The 21747-nt window shown below is 72.2% G+C and carries 18 protein-coding genes; 15 read left to right on the top strand and 3 right to left on the bottom strand.

Features of this window, described 5'->3' with window-relative positions:
• Positions 1 to 39: 39 nt before the first annotated feature.
• Positions 40 to 576 carry an HNH endonuclease gene (locus tag ABT001_RS31035; RefSeq protein ID WP_351284458.1) on the bottom strand — a complete coding sequence of 179 codons (537 nt, stop codon included), beginning with the start codon at positions 574 to 576 and terminating at the stop codon, positions 40 to 42.
• A gap of 317 nt (positions 577 to 893) precedes the next feature.
• On the opposite strand from ABT001_RS31035, the gene ABT001_RS31030 reads away from it, so the two are divergent.
• The 15 genes from ABT001_RS31030 to ABT001_RS30960 all read left to right on the top strand — a co-directional run bounded on the left by ABT001_RS31030 (position 894) and on the right by ABT001_RS30960 (position 20512).
• Positions 894 to 1958 carry a mechanosensitive ion channel family protein gene (locus ABT001_RS31030; protein ID WP_351284455.1) on the top strand — a complete coding sequence of 355 codons (1065 nt, stop codon included), beginning with the start codon at positions 894 to 896 and terminating at the stop codon, positions 1956 to 1958.
• Positions 1959 to 2146: 188 nt separating this feature from the next.
• Complete coding sequence (locus ABT001_RS31025) at positions 2147 to 3307, top strand: ROK family transcriptional regulator (RefSeq protein WP_351284453.1); 1161 nt, start codon at positions 2147 to 2149, stop codon at positions 3305 to 3307.
• Between the two features lie 129 nt (positions 3308 to 3436).
• Positions 3437 to 4777, top strand: a complete 1341-nt coding sequence (locus ABT001_RS31020; RefSeq protein WP_351284451.1) for an ABC transporter substrate-binding protein — start codon at positions 3437 to 3439, stop codon at positions 4775 to 4777.
• Positions 4778 to 4788: 11 nt separating this feature from the next.
• Positions 4789 to 5787 (top strand): carbohydrate ABC transporter permease, encoded by a 999-nt coding sequence (locus ABT001_RS31015; RefSeq protein ID WP_351284449.1) that lies wholly within the window; start codon positions 4789 to 4791, stop codon positions 5785 to 5787.
• 6 nt (positions 5788 to 5793) lie between these two features.
• Complete coding sequence (locus tag ABT001_RS31010) at positions 5794 to 6696, top strand: carbohydrate ABC transporter permease (protein ID WP_351284446.1); 903 nt, start codon at positions 5794 to 5796, stop codon at positions 6694 to 6696.
• A gap of 5 nt (positions 6697 to 6701) precedes the next feature.
• On the top strand, positions 6702 to 7967 hold the full coding sequence (locus ABT001_RS31005) for a 6-phospho-beta-glucosidase (RefSeq protein ID WP_351284443.1): 1266 nt from the start codon (positions 6702 to 6704) through the stop codon (positions 7965 to 7967).
• Positions 7958 to 8926 carry an N-acetylglucosamine kinase gene (locus tag ABT001_RS31000; RefSeq protein WP_351284440.1) on the top strand — a complete coding sequence of 323 codons (969 nt, stop codon included), beginning with the start codon at positions 7958 to 7960 and terminating at the stop codon, positions 8924 to 8926. The genes ABT001_RS31005 and ABT001_RS31000 overlap by 10 nt, the downstream gene beginning before the upstream one ends.
• Positions 8927 to 9261: 335 nt before the next feature.
• Complete coding sequence (locus tag ABT001_RS30995) at positions 9262 to 10653, top strand: GlnX family signal transduction membrane protein (RefSeq protein WP_351284437.1); 1392 nt, start codon at positions 9262 to 9264, stop codon at positions 10651 to 10653.
• A gap of 11 nt (positions 10654 to 10664) precedes the next feature.
• A complete protein-coding gene (locus ABT001_RS30990; protein ID WP_351284435.1) occupies positions 10665 to 11708 on the top strand; it encodes a glutamate ABC transporter substrate-binding protein in 1044 nt (347 codons plus the stop codon).
• A 45-nt stretch (positions 11709 to 11753) separates the two neighbouring features.
• Positions 11754 to 13085: a coiled-coil domain-containing protein gene (locus tag ABT001_RS30985; RefSeq protein ID WP_351284433.1), complete on the top strand. Its 1332-nt coding sequence runs from the start codon at positions 11754 to 11756 to the stop codon at positions 13083 to 13085.
• Entirely contained in the window at positions 13082 to 15823 is a 2742-nt protein-coding gene (locus ABT001_RS30980) for a serine/threonine-protein kinase (protein ID WP_351284431.1), read from the top strand. Before ABT001_RS30985 ends, ABT001_RS30980 begins: the two co-directional genes overlap by 4 nt.
• Positions 15824 to 15825: 2 nt before the next feature.
• A complete protein-coding gene (locus ABT001_RS30975) occupies positions 15826 to 17193 on the top strand; it encodes a PP2C family protein-serine/threonine phosphatase (RefSeq protein ID WP_351284428.1) in 1368 nt (455 codons plus the stop codon).
• A 94-nt stretch (positions 17194 to 17287) separates the two neighbouring features.
• Positions 17288 to 18619 carry a vWA domain-containing protein gene (locus ABT001_RS30970; protein WP_351284425.1) on the top strand — a complete coding sequence of 444 codons (1332 nt, stop codon included), beginning with the start codon at positions 17288 to 17290 and terminating at the stop codon, positions 18617 to 18619.
• Positions 18620 to 18697: 78 nt separating this feature from the next.
• Positions 18698 to 20008: an FHA domain-containing protein gene (locus ABT001_RS30965; protein WP_351284422.1), complete on the top strand. Its 1311-nt coding sequence runs from the start codon at positions 18698 to 18700 to the stop codon at positions 20006 to 20008.
• Positions 20009 to 20107: 99 nt separating this feature from the next.
• Complete coding sequence (locus tag ABT001_RS30960) at positions 20108 to 20512, top strand: globin (RefSeq protein ID WP_351284419.1); 405 nt, start codon at positions 20108 to 20110, stop codon at positions 20510 to 20512.
• Between the two features lie 116 nt (positions 20513 to 20628).
• Here ABT001_RS30960 and ABT001_RS30955 read toward each other — a convergent pair whose 3' ends face one another.
• On the bottom strand, positions 20629 to 21324 hold the full coding sequence (locus ABT001_RS30955) for a DUF8010 domain-containing protein (protein WP_351284416.1): 696 nt from the start codon (positions 21322 to 21324) through the stop codon (positions 20629 to 20631).
• Entirely contained in the window at positions 21321 to 21743 is a 423-nt protein-coding gene (locus ABT001_RS30950) for an acyl-CoA thioesterase (protein WP_351284414.1), read from the bottom strand. Before ABT001_RS30950 ends, ABT001_RS30955 begins: the two co-directional genes overlap by 4 nt.
• Positions 21744 to 21747: the final 4 nt, after the last annotated feature.

Raw genomic sequence — 21747 nt, 5'->3', positions numbered from 1 at the left:
GGCCCCGGGCCGAGGCCCCGGACACCGATGGCCCGGTTCTCAGGCGGAGACGCCGTCGATCCGGGCCATCACGTCGTCCGCGCCGAACGGCTGCAGGTAGGGCAGCCAGCGCGGGTCCCGGTGCCCGGTCCCGATGATCCGCCAGGCGAGACCGCTGGGCGGCGCCGGCTGGTGGCGCAGCCGCCAGCCCAGCTCGGGCAGATGGCGGTCCGCCTTGACGTGGTTGCAGCGGCGGCAGGCCGCCACCACGTTGTCCCAGGCGTGCTGCCCGCCACGGCTGCGCGGGATGACGTGGTCGACGCTGGTCGCGGCGGCCCCGCAGTACATGCAGCGGCCACCGTCCCTCGCGAAGAGCGCCCGGCGGGTGAGCGGAACGGGCCCCCGGTAGGGGACCCGTACGAACCGTTTGAGGCGGACGACGCTGGGCGCGGGCACGGCGCGGGTGGCACTGTGCATGAAGGAGCCCGACTCCTCGAGGCAGATGGCCTTGTTCTCGAGGACGAGGACGAGCGCGCGGCGGAGAGGTACGACGCCGAGCGGCTCGTACGAAGCGTTGAGAACCAGGACGTGCGGCACGCGGATGCCTCCTTGTACGCCGGCGACGCGTGGCTCGCGCCGGGACGATCCGGTCTCAGTCTCCCCTCATGCCTGGTCCGAGCGCCACCACGTACGGGTAACGGGCCGAAGGGATTTTTCTCACCGGCCGGCCGCCCGAACGGCACGGACGTCCCGGAACCCGTGTGCCACCTGGGTGGCCGGCACCACCGTGGGTCCGGCCGTGGACACCGCCTCCGCGGGTGAGACGTGTCTCTCCTCCCTCAGCGGCAACGAACCGCTTCCCCCGCTTCGTTACTGTGGTTGGTCAGCTGTCGCCCCACCTGGAGGTCCCCGCCGTGTCCCTGTCCGCCCTCCTGGCCGCGGCTCCGTCTCCCGGTGCCGCGGACTCGCTGGACGAAGCCGCCGAACGGGCCGGGAACGCCGCGAGCTGGGTCGAGGAGAACTGGTCCACCTGGCTGAACACCGGCCTCCGCATCATCCTCATCGCCGCCATCGCGATCGTGCTGCGCTATCTGATCCGGCGTGCCCTGACCAATCTCATCGACCGGATGAACCGCAGCGCCCAGGCGGTGGAGGGCACGGCTCTCGGCGGCCTGCTGGTGAACGCCGAGCGCCGCCGCCAGCGCTCGGAGGCCATCGGTTCCGTCCTCCGGTCGGTCACGTCGTTCCTGATCCTCGGCACCGCGGCCCTGATGATCCTGGGCGCCTTCCAGATCAATCTGGCTCCGCTGCTGGCCTCCGCCGGGGTGGCCGGTGTGGCCCTGGGCTTCGGTGCGCGCAATCTCGTCACCGACTTCCTCTCCGGTGTCTTCATGATCCTGGAGGACCAGTACGGCGTCGGTGACTCGATCGACGCGGGCGTCGCCTCCGGCGAGGTCATCGAGGTCGGCCTGCGCGTCACCAAGCTGCGCGGCGACAACGGCGAGATCTGGTACGTCCGCAACGGCGAGGTGAAGCGCATCGGCAACCTCAGCCAGGGCTGGTCCACGGCCGGTGTGGACGTCACGGTCCGTCCGACGGAGGACCTGGACCGGGTGCGCGCCGCGATCGCCGAGGCGGGCGGGGCCATGACCAAGGAGGAGCCCTGGTCGGAGCGGCTGTGGGGCCCGGTGGAGATCCTCGGCCTGGACGCGGTGCTGCTGGACTCGATGACCGTACGGGTCACGGCGAAGACCATGCCGGGCAAGTCGCTGGGGGTCGAGCGCGAGCTGCGCTGGCGGATCAAGCAGGCCCTGGACGCGGCCGGCATCCGGATGGTCGGCCCGCTCGCCGTCGAGGCGGACGGCTCCGCGACCCCGGACCCGACGGCCGGCATGGCCGCCCCGTCGGCGTACGCCTCGGCGACGTCGCCGCAGTCGCTGGCGGCGACCCCGATACCGCCGCCGAACCTGGCGAAGTGACACGGCTTCCGACCGAACAGCCGACACGGACCGCGCCCCCGCAGGTAACGGCCTCCCCCGCCTCTCCGTCGCGGGGGAGGTAACGCTTTGGTTGCCTCGGGGGCGCTTCCCATTGACGGCTCCGTGACGGCACCTCTACCTTCCTCTCATCGATAGGAAAGTTTCCTAACAGAAGGCGGGCGTCGCTCATGGCAGGCACCACACCGGGCACCCCCCGCGTCCTGCGCGCCATGAACGACCGGGCCGCGCTCGATCTCCTGGTCGCCCAGGGGCCCCTCACCCGCACCCGCATCGGCGAGCTGACCGGACTCTCCAAGCCCACCGCCTCCCAGCTGCTGGCGCGGCTGGAGGAGGCGGGTCTGGTCCGCTCGACGGGCAGCCAGAGCGGGCGCCCCGGGCCCAACGCCGTGCTGTACGAGATCGACCCGTCCGCCGGCCATGTCGCCGCGCTCTCGGTCGGCCCCACCGGCATCGACGCCGTGGTCGCCGACATCACCGGAACGGTGGTCGGCACCTGCCGGGTGGAGGCCGACGCGGTCGCGGAGGACGTACGCCACCGCACCGCGCAGCTCGTCGCCGAGGCCGTGGACGGCGCCCTGCGTCCGTCCGGGCTCGGCCATGACGACCTCGCCGCCGTGGTGGTGGGCACCCCTGGCGCGATCGACCCGCACACCGGACGGCTGCGCTACGCACCCCATCTGCCCGGCTGGCACTCGCGCACGCTGACCGCCGACCTCGCCGAGGTGCTCGGCAGACCGGTCGTCATCGAGAACGACGTGAACCTCGCGGCCGTCGCCGAGCAGTACGAGGGCGCCGCGCAGGACCACGACCACTTCGTGCTGGTCTGGATCGACGAGGGCGTGGGCGCCGCGATCGTGCTGGGCGGCACCCTCCTGCGCGGCGCCACGGGCGGCGCCGGGGAGATCGGCTACATGCCGCTGCCCGGCGCCCCGCTCGCTCGCGGCGGCACCGCGGCGTGGGCCGGCCCGGACGCGGGAGGCGGCTTCCAGAGCCAGGTGTCCGGCCCCGCAGTGCGCGCCCTCGCCGGAGGCAGGCCGCCGGCCGAGGCCCTCGCCGACGAGGCCGTGTGCGCCGAGATCGCCCGCAGGCTGGCCACCGGCCTCGCGTCCGTGGTCGCGGTGGTCGATCCCGAACTGGTCGTCCTCTCGGGCCTCGTCGCCCAGGCAGGCGGGGAGGACCTCCGCCGACGGGTCGAGGCCGAGATGACGGGCCTGGCGCTGCCCAGACCGCTGCTCCGCACCAGCGACATCGACGGCGATCCGATCCTGACCGGCGCGCTGCGAACCGCCCTCGCCCAGGCGCGCGACAGCGTCTTCGACACCGCCTGACCCACCCGAACCGCCCCTGCCGTGCCGCCCGTCCCCCCGCGGCCCGGACGGCACCGCCATGCCCGGCGAACCCCACGCGCCCGGGCTCCCGCACCGATGTCTCCCCGCACCCCGCAAAGGAAGTCCGCCATGGCGCCACGGCGCATTCGTACCCGCGTGCCCCTGGCGCTCGGCGCAGCCGCCGTGCTGCTGTCCGGCTGCGCCAGTCCGAGCACGGGCAGCGACACCGACGACCCCACGAAACCGGTCACGCTGAAGTTCTGGCACGGCTGGTCGGCCCCCGGCGAGGTCAAGGCGATCGACGAGAACATCGCCCGGTTCGAGAAGCTCCACCCCAACATCGACGTCGTCTCCACCGGCAACGTCAGCGACGAGACGGTCAACCAGGCGCTGCGCGCCGGTGGCGACGACGCACCCGACGTCGTCACGTCCTTCACCACAAACAACGTCGGCCAGTACTGCTCCTCCGGCATGTGGGTCGACCTCGACCCCTTCATGAAGAAGACCGGGGTCGACAAGACGAAGGTCTTCCCGAAGACGCTGCTGGACTACACGCGGTACGAGGGCGTCCAGTGCGCGACACCGCTGCTCGCCGACGCGTTCGGCATGTACTACAACAAGGACGCCTTCGCGGCTGCCGGGATCAGCCGGCCTCCGCGCACGATGTCCGAACTGAAGGCGACCGCCGTCGAACTGACGCGGAAGAGCGAGGACGGCTCGCTGGAGCGTGCCGGCTTCATGCCGAACTTCCAGCTCTACCAGAACTCCCCCGACCGGATGTTCGCGCAGTGGGGGCCGGAGTACTTCGACGACGAGGGCAGGGCGAAGCTCGCCGACGAGCCCCGCACCGAGGACTTCTTCACCACCATGCGCGATCTGACCGAGGCGCAGGGCGGGCACGACGCCCTGGAGCGGCTCCGCGCCCGCTTCGGTGACGAGATGTCCTCCCAGAACGGCTTCCTGACCGGCAGGCTCGCCATGCACCTGGACGGTGAGTGGCGCGGGCTGATGCTCGACGAGGCCGGGGCGGACTTCGACTGGGGTGTCGCCCCGCTGCCGGTCCCCGACGACCAGGCGGACACCTACGGACGCGGTTACCTGACGGGCACCGTGGCCGGCATCGCGCACAGCAGCCGGCACCAGAACGCGGCGTGGGAGCTGGTGAAGTACCTGACGGTCGACACCGAGCCGGTCGTCCGCTTCGCCAACGCGATCCACAACGTGCCGTCCACCTTCGAGGCGCTCTCGTCACCCGACCTGGACGCCGATCCCGCCTTCCGGACGTTCATCGATATCGCGCGGAACCCGCACAGCCAGGCCGTGCCGCCCTCGGACAACGGCGGTCAGTACATCACCTCGTTCAAGGACTTCGCCCAGTCCGTCGAAGCGGGCAGGACCAAGGACCTGCACCGGGCCCTGAAGGAACTCGACGAACAGATCGACGCCGACAACCTCCAGTCGGAAAGCTGAGGAGCCGAGTCATGGCACTGTCCCTCTCCACCCCGGCGAAGTCCGCCGGGCGGGTGACCGACCCGGCTCCCCGCAACTCCCCGCTGCGGCGCAAGCGGAACCGTGCGCGACTGCGCACCCTGGGGTTCCTCTCGCCCTGGCTGGTCGGATTCTCGGTCTTCTTCGGCTACCCGCTGATCGCGACCGTCTACTTCTCCTTCATGCACTACAACCAGATCAAGGCGCCCACCTTCGTCGGGCTGCGGAACTGGCGGTACGTGCTGGAGCAGATGCCGCTGTTCGGCCCGGCGCTGTGGAACACGCTGTGGCTGGTCGTCGTCATGGTCGCGCTGCGCGTGGTGTTCGGCCTCGGCGTCGGCCTGCTGATCACGAAGATCAGGACGGGGGTCGGGCTGTTCCGCACGGCCTTCTACATCCCGTACCTGGCGCCGCCGGTCGCGGCCACGGTCGCCTTCGTCTTCCTGCTCAACCCGTCCACGGGCCCGGTCAACGAGGTGCTCTCGTGGATCGGCCTCCAGGGCCCCAACTGGTTCAACGACCCGAACTGGTCGAAGCCCTCGCTGGTGCTGCTCTCCCTGTGGGGCATCGGCGACCTGATGGTCATCTTCATGGCCTCGCTGCTGGACGTGCCGAAGGAGCAGTACGAGGCCGCCGAGCTCGACGGCGCGGGCGCCTGGACGAAGTTCCGCTTCGTCACCTGGCCGGCGATCACCCCGATCGTGCTCTTCGCCGTCGTCACCGGTGTCGTGCAGACGATGCAGTACTACACGCAGGCCCTCGTCGCGGGGAAGCTCGCCTCGGGCGTCTCCATCGGCCCCGGCACGGTGATCCAGCCCGGATATCCGGACCACTCCACCCTGACGGTGCCGCAGCTCGTGTACTCGATGGGCTTCCAGAACTTCAACACCGGCGCCGCGTGCGTGCTCTCCCTCGTACTCTTCGCCATCGCCATGGCCGTCACCCTTCTGCTGATGCGCAAGAGCGTCGGCCTCATCCCGGCGGAGGACTAGACCCTCATGTCCATCACCACCCTGACCAGGCCGGACACCGCCGTGACGAGTCGCCCGAGCGGCCCGGACGCGGCCAGGCACCGGCGCAGGCGCGTCCTGAACTGGATCGCGGTGCACTCCGTGGCCGTCGCGCTCGCCCTGTTCTTCGTCCTGCCGTTCGTCTTCGTCCTCCTCACCTCGGTGATGAGCGACGCGCAGGCGATGAGCGGCGACCTGTGGCCGGACTCCTGGAACTGGTCGAACTACTCGGCGGTCTTCCACACCCCGGGATTCCTCGACTGGTGGCGCAACTCGCTGATGTACGCACTGCTGGGCACCGTGTTCACGGTGTGCTCGTCGGTACCGGTCGCCTACGCCCTGGCCAAGTTCCGCTTCCGCGGCCGACGTACGGCGATGGTCCTCGTCATCTCCACGATGATGCTGCCGCCCCAGGTCATCATCATCCCGATGTACCTGGTGTGGGCCCAGCAGTTCCACCTGTCGGGATCTCTGTGGCCGCTGATCATCCCCATGGCGTTCGGCGACGCCTACTCGATCTTCCTGCTGCGGCAGTTCCTGCTCACCATTCCGCAGGAGTACATCGAGTCGGCGAAGGTCGACGGCTGCGGCGAGTTCCGCACGCTGCTCAAGATCGTCGTGCCGATGGCCAAGCCGGGCATCGCGGCGGTCGCGCTCTTCCAGTTCTTCTACTGCTGGAACGACTACTTCGGCCCGCAGATCTACGCGGCGCAGAACCCGGGCGCCTGGACGCTGAGCTACGGCCTGGAGTCCTTCAAGAGCGCCCACGCGGTCAACTGGAACCTGACGATGGCCGCGACGCTGCTCATCATGGCGCCGGTCATCATCGTGTTCTTCTTCGCACAGAAGGCCTTCGTAGAAGGCGTCACCCTCACCGGAGTAAAGGGCTGAGATCCATGAAGCTCGCAGTAGTTGGTGGCGGGTCCACCTACACCCCCGAACTGATCGACGGTTTCGCCCGGCTGCGGGACACCCTGCCGGTCGAGGAGCTCGTGCTCGTCGACCCGGCGGCCGACCGGCTGGAGCTGGTCGGCGGCCTCGCCCGGCGGATCTTCGCCAAGCAGGGGCACCCGGGGAAGATCGTCACCACCTCCGACCTGGACGCCGGCGTCGCGGGGGCCGACGCGGTGCTGCTCCAGCTCCGCGTCGGCGGCCAGGCCGCCCGCAACCAGGACGAGACGTGGCCGCTCGAATGCGGCTGCGTCGGGCAGGAGACCACCGGGGCGGGCGGCCTCGCGAAGGCACTGCGCACCGTCCCGGTCGTCCTGGACATCGCCGAGCGGGTACGCCGCACCAATCCCGACGCCTGGATCATCGACTTCACCAACCCGGTCGGGATCGTCACCCGGGCGCTGCTGCGGGCCGGTCACAAGGCCGTCGGCCTGTGCAACGTGGCGATCGGCTTCCAGCGGAAGTTCGCCGCGCTGCTCGACGTGACGCCCTCCGAGGTGCACCTCGACCATGTCGGGCTCAACCACCTGACGTGGGAGCTCGGGGTGCGCCTGGGCGGCCCGGACGGCGAGGACGTCCTGCCGAGGCTGCTCGCGGAGCACGGCGACACGATCGCCGGCGACCTGCGCATGCCCCGCCGGCTCGTCGACCGGCTCGGCGTCGTCCCCTCCTACTACCTGCGGTACTTCTACGCCCATGACGAGGTCGTGAGGGAGCTGGGCACGAAGCCCTCCCGCGCCGCCGAGGTCGCCGCCATGGAGAAGGAACTCCTGGCGATGTACGGCGACCCGACGCTGGACGAGAAGCCCGCGCTGCTGGGCAAGCGGGGCGGGGCCTTCTACTCGGAGGCGGCCGTGGACCTGGCCTCCTCGCTGCTCGGAGGGGGCGGCTCGGCCGTCCAGGTGGTCAACACGTACAACAACGGGACGCTGCCCTTCCTGCCGGACGACGCGGTGGTCGAGGTGCAGGCCCGGGTCGACGGCACGGGCGCGGCACCGCTCGCCGTGCCCGCGCTCGACCCGCTGTACGCCGGGCTGATCGGGCACGTCACCGCGTACGAGGACCTGGCTCTGGAAGCGGCGCTGCACGGTGGCCGGGACCGGGTGTTCAAGGCGCTGATGGCCCATCCCCTGATCGGGCAGTTCGAGTACGCCGAGGCGCTCACCGACAAGCTGATCGCGCACAACCGGGAGCACCTGGCGTGGGCCTGACCGCACATGTGCTCGCGATCGACGCGGGTAACAGCAAGACGGACGTGGCCGTGATCGGCGCCGACGGCACGGTCCTCGGCGCCGCGCGGGGTGGCGGCTTCCAGCCGCCGGTCGTCGGGGTCGGCGCGGCCGTGGACGGACTGGCCGAGGCGGTCCGTCCCGCCCTCGCGCGGGCCGGGGTGGACGGTGTCGAGCATGTGTCGGCCTGTCTGGCCAACGCCGATCTGCCGGTCGAGGAGCAGGAGTTGGCGAGGGCCCTGGAGGCCCGCGCGTGGGGCCGGACCGTGGAGGTCCGCAACGACACCTTCGCGATACTGCGCGCCGGGGTCGACGGGCCCCGGGGGGTGGCCGTGGTGTGCGGGGCGGGGATCAACTGCGTCGGCATGCGGCCGGACGGAGTCACCGCCCGTTTCCCCGCGATCGGCCGGATGTCCGGTGACTGGGGCGGCGGTTCGGGGCTCGCGGAGGAGGCGATGTGGTTCGCGGCGAGGGCCGAGGACGGCCGCGGCGGACCGACCGAGCTGGCGCGGACCCTGCCGGGGCACTTCGGGCTCGATTCGATGTACGCGCTGATCGAGGCGCTGCACCTGGGGCACGTCCCGTACGCGCGCCGGCACGAGATGACGCCGGTGCTGTTCGCCACCGCCGCGGCCGGTGACCGGATCGCCCGTGATCTGGTCGACCGGCTCGGCGACGAGGTCGTGGCGATGGCCGCGGTCTCGCTGACCCGGCTCGGCCTGCTGGAGGAGGAGGTGCCGGTGGTGCTGGGGGGCAGCGTGCTGGCGGCACGCCACCCGGCCCTGGACCGCCGGATCGCCGAACTCCTCGCCGTACGCGCCCCGAAGGCGGTTGTCCGGGTCGTCTCCGCGCCGCCGGTGCTGGGCGCCGGACTGCTGGGCCTGGACCACACGGGGGCCGCTCCGGCGGCGCACAACAGGCTGCGGGCACAGTACGCCTGAGGTTCACCGGACGTGACGGGCCTCCCGCGCGGCGCCGGGCGGGACGTCCGTTGCGTCCGGGAACCGGCGGGTTCGGGAACCGATCCGCCGTTCCGATCGTGTCCATGGTGGGGAGAATGACGGGGAGAATGACGGGGAGCCAGGTCCGCTCGAGGGCACGCCCGGCCGCTCACCTTGATCACCTTGCGCTCATACTGATCGAATACGGGGGGACACCACGGGATTTGGGCATTCCTGGTGGACCGGGTTCCATGGGGCCATAATTCTGGCCATGACTCGTCGTCCCCCGATCGGCCGGGGCCAGGGCCGACGTCGGTGACCGAGGGGGAGGTCAAGTGACACACCCGCCGAGCGGGACCGCGCTGCGTGAGCCCGGGCCGGATCAGTCGTCCGCGCCCGTGACCGTACCCGCGCAGCGCCGTGGTGTCCCGTCCGTGGCCGCCGAACGGCTGCGCGCCGCGGCGACGACCGAACCGGGCAGGCTGCAGATCATCGGCGCCGCGCTGGCCCTGCTGGTCGTGGTGTTCGGAGGGGTCACCTTCCTGGAGATCTCCGGGCGGGCCTCGTCGGCCGACGACGTGGTGACCCGCAGTCAGCCGCTGAGCGCGGGCGCGGCGGGCATCTACCGTTCGCTGGCCGACGCGGACACGATGGCGGCGAGCGGTTTCCTGGCGGGGGCGCAGGAGCCCCCGGATGTGCTCGCCACGTACGAGGCGGACATCAAGGAGGCCTCCCGGCTGCTGGTCGAGGCCGCGGCGAGCACCGACGCCTCGACCTCGTCGCACCGGGAGATCCTCACCCTGGGCGAGCTGCTTCCCGAGTACACGGGCCTGATCGAGCGCGCCAGGGCCAACAACCGGCAGGGGCTGCCGCTCGGCGGCGCCTATCTCCGGTACGCCAACCAGAAGATGACGAACGAGATCCTCCCGGCGGCCGAGCGGCTGTACGCGGCGGAGACCGGCCGGCTCGGCACCGACTCGGCCGACGCGCGGCAGTGGCCCTTCCTCTCGCTGGCCGCCGGCGTCGTGGCGCTGGCCGCACTGGTGTGGACGCAGCGGCGCACCTACCGCAGGACGAACCGCGTCTTCAACCACGGGCTGCTCGCCGCGACCGCCGCGGCCGCCGTGCTGCTGCTGTGGCTCGCCGTGGGCCACACGGTGGCCAGGACCGAGCTGCGCAGCGCGATGGTGCACGGGCAGGAGTCGCTCGACGTCCTCAACAAGGCCCGGATCAACTCGTTGAAGGCGCGCGCGAACGAGAACCTCACGCTGGTCGCCCGGGGTGCGGTCCTCACCCCGGACGGTACGCGCGACAAGTACGAGACCGACTACGGCACGGGCATGAAGGCACTCGGCACACAGCTCGAGAGCGCGCGGAAGCTCGCCGGCGGCGACTCCCTGGGGAGGGCGCCGGTGGATGCCGCGATCGAGAGCGTGTCCGAGTGGCAGGAACGCCACAAGAAGGCTCGGACGACGGACGACCGGGGCGAGTACGACAGCGCCCTGACGCAGGTCATCGGCCCGAAGGGCTCCACGGGTGAATCCTTCGAGCAGGTCGACGACGCCCTGGAGCGGGCACTCACCCATGAGCAGGACGAGTTCGACGCGGCGGCCGAGGACGGGCGCGGGGCGCTGGGCGGGCTGCCTGTCGGGGCCGCCGTCCTCGCCGTACTGGGTGCGGTGGCCGCGACGGCCGGGGTCAACCGCAGGCTCTCGGAGTACCGGTGAGGGGACGAGCGATGACCAGGGCGGAAGGCCGGTCCACGGGCGGCAGGCTGCGTGGCTGGGGCGGTGTGACGGGCATGGCGGTGGCCTGTGCCGTCACGGCGGCGCTCACCCTGCTGCCGCTGGCGCACGGCGACGGGACATGGGGCGGGCAGAGCACGGGCCACGGCGCCACCTCCGCGGTGCCCGCCAAGGCCGAGGAGTGCGAGGACCCGGAGGCGAGCGTGCCGGCCCGGGACGCCGACGGCCCGAGCATCCGGAGGATCAGGGAGCGCGGGAAGCTCATCGCCGGTGTCGACCAGAACAGCTTCCGGTGGGGTTACCGGAATCCGGAGACCGGCACGGGCACGCTCGAAGGCTTCGACATCGATCTCGTACGGGCGATCGCGCAGGACATCCTGGGCGACCGCGACGCGGTGATCTTCCGCGCCATTCCCACCAATCAGCGCATCGCCGCGCTGGAGAACGACAGGGTCGACGTCGTCGTGCGCACCATGACGATCAACTGCGCGCGTGCGGAGCAGGTGTCGTTCTCCACGGCGTACTTCCAGGCCGGTCAGCAGGTCCTGGCCCCCAAGGCGTCCACGATCGACGGATACAACGCGTCGCTCAAGGGCAAGCGGGTCTGTTCGGCCGAGGGTTCGACGGCGTACGACGCACTGGCGGAGAAGTCCTTCGGCGCGGTCTTCAGGGACGAGCACGACGACACCGCGCGGGACGAGGACCAGCTGACCGTCCCCAACCAGCTGGACTGCCTGGTGCGTCTGCAGCTCGGTGAGGTCGACGCGGTGGTCACGGACAACGCACTGGCGGCCGGCCAGGCGGCCCAGGACCCGGCGGTGGAGCTCAAGGGCGACGGGCCGTTCACCACCGAGTACTACGGCGTCGCGGCGAAGCTGGGCGCCGACGACCTGGTGGCCCGGGTCAACCACGTGCTGGAGGAGTACCGCGCGGGCGGGGCGGACAGCGACTGGATGACGTCGTACCGCACGTGGCTCGAGGAGGGGCTGCCCGGCATCAAGGGCCCCCCGGCGCCGAAGTACCGCAGCAGTAACTGAACCTGCCCGGCTCCAGGCCCGGCGGCACGAACGGAGAGGTGATCGATGGGCGTGGCGGGATCCTTTCCCGGCTTCGCGGGGAGGCCCCCCGACCCGGTCATGGACCGGGACGAGGCGGACCGTACGCTGGCCCGGCTCGGCGCGGAACACGAGGCCATCGAGACCTCGCTCCTCGCCCTGGAGGAACACGCCGGGCGGCGGCTCCTGGAGGGCGCCGATCTGACGGGTGTCACGAAGGAACGCTGGGCCTCCGCCAAGCAGTCGATCACGCGGCTCTGGACGTACTTCGACGCCTACGCCGCGGCGCTGGCATCGGCCCGCGAGATACGGGGCAGACGCCGCTACCCCGGCAGGAGCGACCTGATGGCCCTGACCGACCTGCTGCGCGGCGACGGTGTGACCCTGGCGCACCAGGGAGCGGCCGGCTCCTCGGTCACCGGCCCGGCCCGGCTCTCCGAGCGGTTCACGCTGGAGGAGCTGGTCGCCCGGATGAACGACCTGTACGCGCGTTCGCTGGACATGGTCGTCTCCGCCGACTCGGTGTGGACGGCGCTGCCCGCCCGGATCGACATGCTCGCCGCCGAGCTGCGCCGCACCGCCTCGCTGGCGCACTCCGTCGGCGTACGCCCCGGGGAGCACCCGGCGGGGGACGACCTGGAGTCGATCACCGAGGAGCTGGCCACCCTGCGGATGCAGGTGATCTCCGACCCCCTGGCGTTCTGGCTGCCCGGCCCCGGCAGCTCGGCACCCGGCGGTGGGCGCCCCGACACCTCGCGCTACGACCGGGCGGCCCGTGCCCTGGAGGACGTACGCCGGGAGATCGAAGCGGTGCTGCAGGTCCGGCAGGACTCCGAGCACCGCCTGCTCCAGGTGCGTGACCTGCTGTCGCGCGCGAACCGTACGCTCGCCGAGGCCCGGCTGGCGCGCGGCGAGGTGCTGGCGAAGATCGCCGCGTCGGAGGTGCCCGCCGTCAGCGGGCCGCCGACCGCGCTGCAGGAGCGGCTGGCAGCCGCCTCCGACTACCGCAGGCACGCCCAGTGGAGCAGGCTGTCCCCGCTGCTCGACTCGCTGGAGCGGGAGGCCGAGGACGAGCTGCTGCGCGCCCGCGAGTCGCTGACCTCCGTCACGGCGCCCCTCGCGGTCCGTGCGGAGCTGCGCGGCAGGCTGGACGCCTACAAGGCGAAGGTGGCCCGGCACGGTCTGGCCGAGGACCCGCTGCTGATCGAGCGGTACGGCGCGGCCCGCCGGATGCTGTGGAGCGCGCCGTGCGATCTGCGCGTCGCCGGACAGGCGGTGCTGCGCTATCAGCACGCCGTCACCGATCTGCTGACACAACGCCGTCGGGCCGAGTACGACGGACAGGGGGAGACATCATGAGCGACCGGTGCCAGCGCCCCACGTGCGAGGGCCGCTACGAGGACATGGGCGGCGGCGAGCTGTACTGCGACACCTGCGGCCTCGCGCCGGTCGTGTCGCCGACGGGCATGGTGAGTTCACCGCCCACCGGCATCGCGGGCGGCGGCAGGGCGGCAGACGGCCGGGGAGGCGGGAGCACCTCGCAGCGGACCGGTTCCCAGGCGTCCTCGCGCGCCTCGTCCCGCTCGTCGACCTCCCGGCGTTCCGTCTCCGGACGGCTGTCCCGCTCCCTGTCCGGAGGCTCCACCTCCCCCTCGGTGTCGGTGCGTTCCTCGGGCGCCTCGACGGGCTCCTCCTCCGGGCGCGGCAGGCTCGGCGCGGGCCTGGTGCTCGTCCCGGACGTGCCGCGGCCCGATCCGCACACCGCGGTGATGGCGAATCCCGAGGTCCCCGAGCGGAAGCGCTTCTGCTCGCGTTCGGACTGCGGTGCGCCGGTGGGCCGGTCCCGTGGCGAACGGCCGGGCCGTACCGAGGGCTTCTGCACCAAGTGCGGTCACCCGTACTCCTTCGTGCCCAAGCTGCGCGGCGGCGACATCGTGCACGGGCAGTACGAGGTGGCGGGCTGCCTGGCGCACGGCGGGCTCGGCTGGGTCTACCTCGCGGTGGACCGCGCGGTCTCCGACCGCTGGGTGGTCCTCAAGGGCCTGCTGGACACCGGGGACCAGGACGCCATGGCGGCGGCCATCTCCGAGCGGCGCTTCCTCGCGGAGATCGAGCACTCGAACATCGTCCGCATCTACAACTTCGTGGAACACCTCGACCAGCGCACCGGGTCGCTCGACGGCTACATCGTGATGGAGTACGTCGGCGGGAAGTCGCTCAAGGAGATCGCCAACGAGCGCCGCACCCCGGCCGGGAGGCGGGATCCGCTGCCCGTCGAGCAGGCCTGCGCGTACGGGATCGAGGCGCTGGAGGCGCTCGGGCACCTGCACAGCCGCAACGTGCTGTACTGCGACTTCAAGGTCGACAACGCGATCCAGACCGAGGGCCAGCTCAAGCTCATCGACATGGGCGCGGTGCGCAGGACGGACGACGCCGAGTCGGCCATCTACGGCACCGTCGGCTACCAGGCGCCCGAGGTGGCGGAGGCCGGCCCGTCCGTGGCCTCCGACCTCTACACCGTCGCGCGGACGCTCGCGGTGCTGACCTTCGACTTCCAGGGGTACACGAACGTCTTCGTGGACTCGCTGCCCGATCCGGACAACATCGAGGTGTTCCGGACGTACGAGTCGTTCTACCGGCTGCTCGTGCGGGCCACCGACCCGGACCCGGACCGCCGCTTCTCCTCGGCGGCGGAGATGGCGGAGCAGCTGACGGGTGTGCTGCGGGAGGTGGTCGCCCTGCAGACGGGACGGCCGCGCTCGGCGCTCTCGACCCTGTTCGGAGTGGAGACGCGCGTGACGGACACGGAGCTGTTCGCGGAGCTGGCCGGCGAGGTGTCGCGGCTCGGCGCCCGGACGGGTCGCTCCGGCGGCACGGGGCGCTTCGGACGCCGCCGCGGGACGGCCACCACGCCCCCCGCCGCTGCTCCTCCGGCCGTCCAGGCCCCGCCGGCCGCTCCCGTGACCGCCCATGCCGTCGCGGCGCCGCAGAGCATGGGCGCCGGGCCGCTGCACGTGCCTGACACCCATGTCCGGGGCGGCACGGTGGCACATCCGGGGGCCCCGGCGGCGGTCGTGCCCGCTCCTCGCGCGTCGGTCCCGGGGCCGGCTGCCGCCCCCGCCGCGTACCCGGCCGTCGTCCCCCGGCTCGCCGCGCTCGACGCGCGGGCGGCCTCGCTGGCCCTGCCGGTCCCCCGGGTCGACCCGAACGACCCCAACGCCGGGTTCCTCGCCGGGGTGATGACCTCGGCGCCCGCGGAGCTGATCGCCGCCCTGCACTCCGTGCCCGCCCCCTCGCTCGAGACCCGGCTGTGTGAGCTGCGCGCCCGCCTGGAGTCGGGCGAACTCGACTCCGCCGTACGGGCCCTGACGGCGGTGGAGGCGCAGCACCCGGACGACTGGCGGGTCGTCTGGTACCGCGGGATCACCTCGCTGGTGACCGGTGACCACCGGAACGCCGCGCTGTCCTTCGACGCGGTGTACGACGCCTTTCCCGGCGAGCCCGCGCCTAAGCTCGCCCTGGGTGTCTGCGCGGAGGTGCTGGGGCAGCTGGACAACGCCGCGGAGTACTACCACCTGGTGTGGGCGACGGACCCGGGCTTCGTCAGCTCGGCGTTCGGTCTGGCCCGGGTGCAGGTGGCCGCCGGACACCGGGTGGCGGCGGTGCGGACCCTGGAGTCCGTACCCGAGTCGTCGATCCACTACACGGCGGCCCGGGTGGCCGCGGTGCGGGCCCGGCTCCGCGAACGGGCCCCGCACGAGCCGCTGATCGACGATCTGTCGGCCGCCGCGGACCAGGTGACCGCGCTGCGGGGTTACGGCCTGGACGCGGTGAGACGTGAACAGTTGTCGGCCGAGGTACTGGGTACGGCACTCGACTGGGTACTCTCCGGTAGTCCCACGGCTCAGCCGGCGGTTCAGCCCTCCCCCGCATCCGCGGGACCGAGGACGGTACTGGGCAACGAGCTGGACGAGCGAGGCCTCAGGTTCGGTCTCGAACGCTCGTACCGGATGCTCGCCCGGCTCGCGCAGCGGGGCGACGAGAGGATCGAACTGGTGGAGCGGGCCAACCGTTTCCGCCCCCGGACCTGGGTGTGAAGATGTCACAGATCCACCAGCAGGCCTCCTTGCCGGGGTGCCCCAGCTGTGAGGAACCGCTGGAGTCGGGCGACCTGTTCTGCGGAGCGTGCGGGTACGACCTCTCCGCCGTGCCGGCGCCGCCCGGTGACCGCCCGACGGTCGCCATCACGGTGCCCGCGCAGGGCGCGCCGGCACCTGCCGCCGCCCGCCCGGTGGAGTGGCCTCCCGCCTCGGGGACGGACAGTTCCGACCCGTCGGCGCCCACGCACCGCCCGGCCGACCTGCCGGGTGTGGACTCGGGCGGCAAGCCGCTGCCCACGGCGGACCGGACGGCGTTCCGCTTCGACGGGCCGGACGCTCCGGAGGCCGCCGCCCAGGACGGCCCGGACGCCTCGGGCGACTTCGAGCTGGCCGCGCCCGACCCCCGTGTCGCGGAGCACGCCGCAGCCGGTGCCCCGGCGGTCGGCGCCAAGGTCTGCGTGGCCTGCCGCTCGGGCCGTGTGGACGACGACGGCTACTGCGAGAACTGCGGCCACGCCCAGCCCCGCGAGCGCGACCACATGGAGCAGGAGCTGGGTTCGGTGGCGGCGGTCAGCGACCGGGGTCTGCGCCACCACCGCAACGAGGACGCGTTCGCGGTGTCGTGCACCGCCCTGCCGGACGGCTCGCCGGCCGTCGTGGCCGTCGTGTGCGACGGCGTCTCGTCGGCGAGCCGCCCCGACGAGGCGTCGGCCGCCGCGGCGAGCGGCGCCAACGAGGCGCTGCTGGAGTCGCTGCCGCGTGGCACGCATCCGCAGCAGGCGATGCACGAGGCGATCGTGGCCGCGTCCGAGGCGGTCAACGCGCTGGGGCAGGAGACCGGTCAGGCCCTGGAGCACGATCAGCACCGCCATCAGAACGCCCCGGCCTGCACCCTGGTCGGCGCGATCATGGCGGGTGGTCTGCTGGTCGTCGGCTGGGTCGGCGACAGTCGTGTCTACTGGATCCCCGAGGACCGCTCCCACCCGCCGGCCCGGCTGACGGAGGACGACTCCTGGGCCGCCCAGATGGTGGCGGCCGGCCTCATGAACGAGGCGGAGGCGTACGCCGACGAGCGCGCCCACGCCATCACGGGCTGGCTCGGCGCCGACGCCTACGAACTGGAGCCGCACACCGCGTCGTTCAAGCCGGACCGGCCCGGCCTGGTGGTGGTGTGCACCGACGGCCTGTGGAACTACGCGGAGTCGGCGGCGGAGATGGCCGCCGCCGTGCCGCCCGAGGCGTACGAACGACCCCTGCACGGCGCCCAGGTGCTGGTCGGTCACGCGCTCGACGGCGGGGGCCACGACAACGTAACAGTGGCGCTGCTGCCGTTCGCGGTGGCGGCCCCGGGGGCAGGATCGGCCTGAGCCCCGACCGGTCCGCCGGAGTTCCACGCCCCGCACCGACCGCCCGTGCACCAGCCTTCGTCTGACATACGTGGAGCATCGAGGAGCCGATCAGATGGCCAACTTCTCCAAGTCCAGCGTGCCGCAGTTCTCCGTCGAGGTGTACCAGAACGCGTTCCTGCCCGAGGGCGGCCGTGAGGTCAACGCCATCGTCACCGTCACGTCCACGGGCGGGGGTACGACCGGTGGCGTGCCGCTGACGGGTGGTGCCCCGGGCGCCGCCGTGGTGCTGATGGTGGACTGTTCGGGCTCCATGGACTATCCGCCGACGAAGATGCGCAACGCGCGCGACGCGACGGCGGCCGCCATCGACACCCTGCGTGACGGCACGCGGTTCGCCGTGGTCGCGGGAACGCACAAGGCCGAGGACGTGTACCCGGGCAACGGGCAGCTCGCCACGGCCGGCCCGCAGACCAAGGCCTGGGCGAAGGAGTCCCTGCGTCGGCTGAGCGCGGGCGGGGGCACCGCGATCGGGACCTGGCTGCGGCTGGCCGACCGGCTGCTCGGGTCCGCCGAGGTGGCGATCCGGCACGGGATCCTGCTCACCGACGGGCGTAACGAGCACGAGTCGCCGGAGGATCTGCGGGCCGCCCTGGACGCCTGCGCGGGCCGCTTCACCTGTGACGCGAGAGGCGTCGGCACCGACTGGGAAGTGAAAGAGGTCACAGCGATCGCCTCCGCCCTGCTCGGGACGGCGGACATCGTCGCCGATCCGTCAGGGCTCGCCGCGGACTTCACACAGATGATGGAGAACGCGATGGGCAAGGAGGTCGCGGATGTGGCGCTGCGGCTCTGGACGCCCCTCGGGGCCGAGGTCGTGTTCGTCAAGCAGGTGGCTCCCACGGTCGCCGAACTGACCGGCCGCCGCACCGAGGCGGGGCCGCGCGCCGGGGACTATCCGACCGGTTCCTGGGGCGACGAGTCCCGTGACTACCACGTGTGCGTGAGGGTTCCGGAGGCCGCGATCGGCCAGGAGATGCTGGCGGCACGCGCCTCGCTGATCCTGCCGTCGCCGTCGGACGGCGGCCCCCCGCACACGCTCTCCCAGGGCCTCGTACGGGCCGTGTGGACGGACGACATGGTCGCGTCGACCTCGATCAACCCCCAGGTGGCGCACTACACAGGGCAGGCCGAACTCGCACAAGTCATCCAACAGGGGCTTGATGCGCGTAAATCCGGAGACTTCGACGGCGCGACCGCGAAACTGGGCCGTGCGGTGCAGCTCGCGTCGGCCTCCGGAAACGCGGATACTGCGAAACTGCTTTCGAAGGTGGTCGACGTCGTCGATGCGGCGACAGGTACTGTGCGACTGAAAGCGAGGGTCGCGGAAGCGGACGAGATGACACTCGAAACGCGCTCGACCAAGACAGTTCGCGTCAAGAACTAGCCGTCCCGGGGCCACCGGACGGCGCACCGACCAGCATGGCGGCCTCCGGGCCGGACGAGGAGAGGGGGAAGCGCCGACATGCCGACCTGCCCGAACGGACACCAGTCGGATTCCGAGGACTGGTGCGAGGTCTGCGGACATCGCATGGCCGGGACGGGCGCGCCCTCGGGCGCGGCCCCGCCGCCGCCTCCTCCGGCACCCGGTTACGGCTACCCGCCGCCGGCGCCCGGCGCCGGGCGGCCGACCGCACAGGCCGAGCTCTGCCCGCAGTGCCGCACCCCGCGTGAGGCGAACGCGCCGTACTGCGAGGAGTGCCGCTGGAACTTCCTCACGAACACGGCGACGTCGTACACCCCGCTGGCGCCGCAGGGCGGCCCGGGTGGTGCGGGCGGCGCGGCTCCCGGCCTCAACCTGCCGCCCGGCTTCCAGGCGCAGCAGAGTCCCCCACCGCCGCCGAACCCGCAGCGGCAGGACCCGTTCGAATACCAGGGCTCCCGGCCCTCGCAGGTGAACCGGCCTGCCGAGCCGCTCTCGCCCGAGCAGGGTGGCGGCCGCCCCGGTCCGCCGCCGCCCCCGCCCTCCTTCCAGCAGGGTCCGCCGCCCCCGTCGTTCCAGCAGCAGTCGCCGTCGCCCTTCGAGGCGCAGGGACAGCAGCCGGGCCGGCAGGTTCCCGGGCAGCAGGGCCCGCCGTCGCCGTTCGAGCCGCAGCGGCCTGGTCCGCCTCCTCCGCCCTCGTTCCAGCAGCAGTCGGCGCCGCCCGCACCCCAGCGGCCTCAGGCTCCGCAGCCCGGCGGGGGCGACGACTGGATGCTGCCGCCGCCCTCCTCGCAGCAGAAGCCTCCGCAGGCCTTCCAGCAGGGGCCGCAGGCGTCCCAGGCCCCGCCGGCCCCGCAGTCCTCGCAGCCTCCGCAGCCTCCGCAGCAGCACTTCCCCGGCCAGGGTCCTGATCAGGGTCCCGCCCAGGGCGGACGGGACCAGGGGCCGGGCAGCTGGAAGGCCGTCATCGGCCCGGACCGCGACTACTTCCTGGCGATGATGCAGCGCAGCGGCCCCGAGGCAACCGGGCTCAACCTGCCCGCGTACTCCCCGGAGCAGCACCTGCCGCTCACCGGCAGCCAGATCACCATCGGCCGCCGTCGGCACAGCACCGGTGAGTCCCCCGACATCGACCTCTCCGTGCCGCCGGAGGACCCGGGTGTCTCGCACCAGCACGCCGTGCTGGTCGGGCAGCCGGACGGCAGCTGGGCGGTCGTCGACCAGAACTCCACCAACGGCACCACGCTCAACGGCGCCGAGGACCCGATCCAGCCCTACGTCCCCGTCCCGCTCCAGGACGGCGACCAGGTGCACGTCGGTGCGTGGACGACCATCACGGTCCGCCGGGGCTGATCCGGCGGGACCGGGAAAACGTACGGTTCCGGGCCTGGGTCCGAGGTCCGGGGTCCTAGGACCCCGGACCTCGGCCGGTGCGTCTGCGACGATGGACGGGTGACAGAGATTCCGCGCGACACGCTGCAGGAGCAGACCTTCTACGAGCAGGTCGGCGGCGAGCAGACCTTCCGGCGCCTGGTCCACCGCTTCTACCAGGGCGTCGCGGACGACCCGCTGCTGCGGCCTATGTACCCGGAGGCCGATCTCGGCCCCGCCGAGGAACGCTTCGCGCTGTTCCTGATGCAGTACTGGGGCGGCCCGCGTACCTACAGCGACCAGCGGGGGCACCCCCGGCTGCGCATGCGGCACGCGCCGTTCCAGGTGGACAGGGCGGCGCACGACGCCTGGCTCGGCCACATGCGGGCGGCCCTCGACGAGCTCGGGCTCCCATCCGAGCAGGAACGGCAGTTGTGGGACTACCTCACCTACGCCGCCGCCTCGATGATCAACACCGAGGGCTGACGCAGCTGCGGAGTCCGGTGCTCGTACGCCGTGCGGCGGCGATCCGCCACGGGCGTACGTCCCTCGTAGGGGTGCACCCGGCCGCGCCGGAGGCGTAGGCCCCGGCCCGGTGTTCCTCAGACGGCCCCGACCGTCACGGCGAGCGTGCCGAGGCCACCGCCCGCGCCCCGCAGGGCGATCGAGCCGTACGGGGTGCGCAGCCGCAGCCAGGAACCGGTCGTGAGCAGCGCGACGGGGAAGTCGGGGGCCGGGCGCAGGAAGCCGAGGGACTGGGCGGCGTGGACGGCGCGCAGCGGGAGTGCGGTGTCTCCGACCGTCCGGGACCAGATGTCGTGGCCGATCAGATCGCGTTCCGCCCGGGTGCGCCGGTCCTCGGGCAGTGCCGCGTCGCGGGCCCGGAATTCGGCGACGGCGTCGGTGAGCCGGTCGCGCAGCTCGACCGGGCCGGGCAGCCCGGGGCGCTCCTGCCAGCCGCCGCGCGGCGGCAGCAGGCCGGCCCACGGTGGTCCGGTGACGGGCGTCGGCAGGGCGCTCAGGCCGGCCGCGTCGTCGGGCCCTTCGGTGTTCAGCGCTTCGAGGAGTTCACCGGCCGAGACCGTGACGTCGAAGTCATGGGTGCCGGACAGGCGGACGGTGCGGATCGCGAGGACCTCGAACGACGGCGGCCGGCCGAAGACGGCCAGCGCGCCGCCGCCCGCCTGGAGGCGGACGGCGGCGGCCCGGTCGTAGTGGAGCAGCCGGCCGAGGAAGGCGGCGAGGTCCGCGGCCTCTCTCGCGTCGGCGAACCGCGGCGACCTCAGTGGCACGGTCATGCGACGGCGGGCTCCTGATCGAGGTACTCCTGCAGGAAGCGCTTCTCCTCGGCTGTGATGCGCCGGGGCCGCTCCTCGGCCAGGTCGTAGGGCACGACGATCGTCGATGCCCGTACGTAGACCTGGTCGGGGTCCTTGACCTCGTACGCGATCGTCAGCGACGCCGCGGATATCTTCGTGACCCAGGACTCGATGGTCACCGGCGTGTGCCGGTGGACCAGCGGGCGCACGTAGTCGATCTCGTGCCGGGCCACGACGGAACCGCCCGAGAAGGACGGCGAGCCGTCCCCCGGCGCCAGCCGGAACATGAAGTCGATGCGCGCCTCCTCCAGGTAGCGGAGGAAGACCACGTTGTTCACGTGGCCGAAGGCATCCATGTCCGACCAGCGCAGTGGGCAGCTGTAGATGTGACGGGCCAAGTCG

The sequence above is a fragment of the Streptomyces sp. NPDC002793 genome (genome assembly GCF_040295485.1).
Taxonomy (GTDB): Bacteria; Actinomycetota; Actinomycetes; order Streptomycetales; family Streptomycetaceae; genus Streptomyces.
The sequence above is the reverse complement of the archived record's forward strand: the minus strand, read 5'-3'. Positions and strand labels throughout refer to the sequence as shown.

What these genes read in the sequence shown, in the direction of transcription:
- ABT001_RS31005 (WP_351284443.1), top strand. Translation starts at nt 6,702, where the DNA reads ATGAAGCTCGCAGTAGTTGGTGGCGGGTCCACCTACACCCCCGAACTG.
- ABT001_RS30970 (WP_351284425.1), top strand. Translation starts at nt 17,288, where the DNA reads ATGGCCAACTTCTCCAAGTCCAGCGTGCCGCAGTTCTCCGTCGAGGTG.
- ABT001_RS31020 (WP_351284451.1), top strand. Translation starts at nt 3,437, where the DNA reads ATGGCGCCACGGCGCATTCGTACCCGCGTGCCCCTGGCGCTCGGCGCA.
- ABT001_RS30985 (WP_351284433.1), top strand. Translation starts at nt 11,754, where the DNA reads ATGGGCGTGGCGGGATCCTTTCCCGGCTTCGCGGGGAGGCCCCCCGAC.
- ABT001_RS30975 (WP_351284428.1), top strand. Translation starts at nt 15,826, where the DNA reads ATGTCACAGATCCACCAGCAGGCCTCCTTGCCGGGGTGCCCCAGCTGT.
- ABT001_RS31010 (WP_351284446.1), top strand. Translation starts at nt 5,794, where the DNA reads ATGTCCATCACCACCCTGACCAGGCCGGACACCGCCGTGACGAGTCGC.
- ABT001_RS31015 (WP_351284449.1), top strand. Translation starts at nt 4,789, where the DNA reads ATGGCACTGTCCCTCTCCACCCCGGCGAAGTCCGCCGGGCGGGTGACC.
- ABT001_RS31025 (WP_351284453.1), top strand. Translation starts at nt 2,147, where the DNA reads ATGGCAGGCACCACACCGGGCACCCCCCGCGTCCTGCGCGCCATGAAC.
- ABT001_RS30990 (WP_351284435.1), top strand. Translation starts at nt 10,665, where the DNA reads ATGACCAGGGCGGAAGGCCGGTCCACGGGCGGCAGGCTGCGTGGCTGG.
- ABT001_RS30965 (WP_351284422.1), top strand. Translation starts at nt 18,698, where the DNA reads ATGCCGACCTGCCCGAACGGACACCAGTCGGATTCCGAGGACTGGTGC.
- ABT001_RS30980 (WP_351284431.1), top strand. Translation starts at nt 13,082, where the DNA reads ATGAGCGACCGGTGCCAGCGCCCCACGTGCGAGGGCCGCTACGAGGAC.
- ABT001_RS30955 (WP_351284416.1), bottom strand. Translation starts at nt 21,324, where the DNA reads ATGACCGTGCCACTGAGGTCGCCGCGGTTCGCCGACGCGAGAGAGGCC.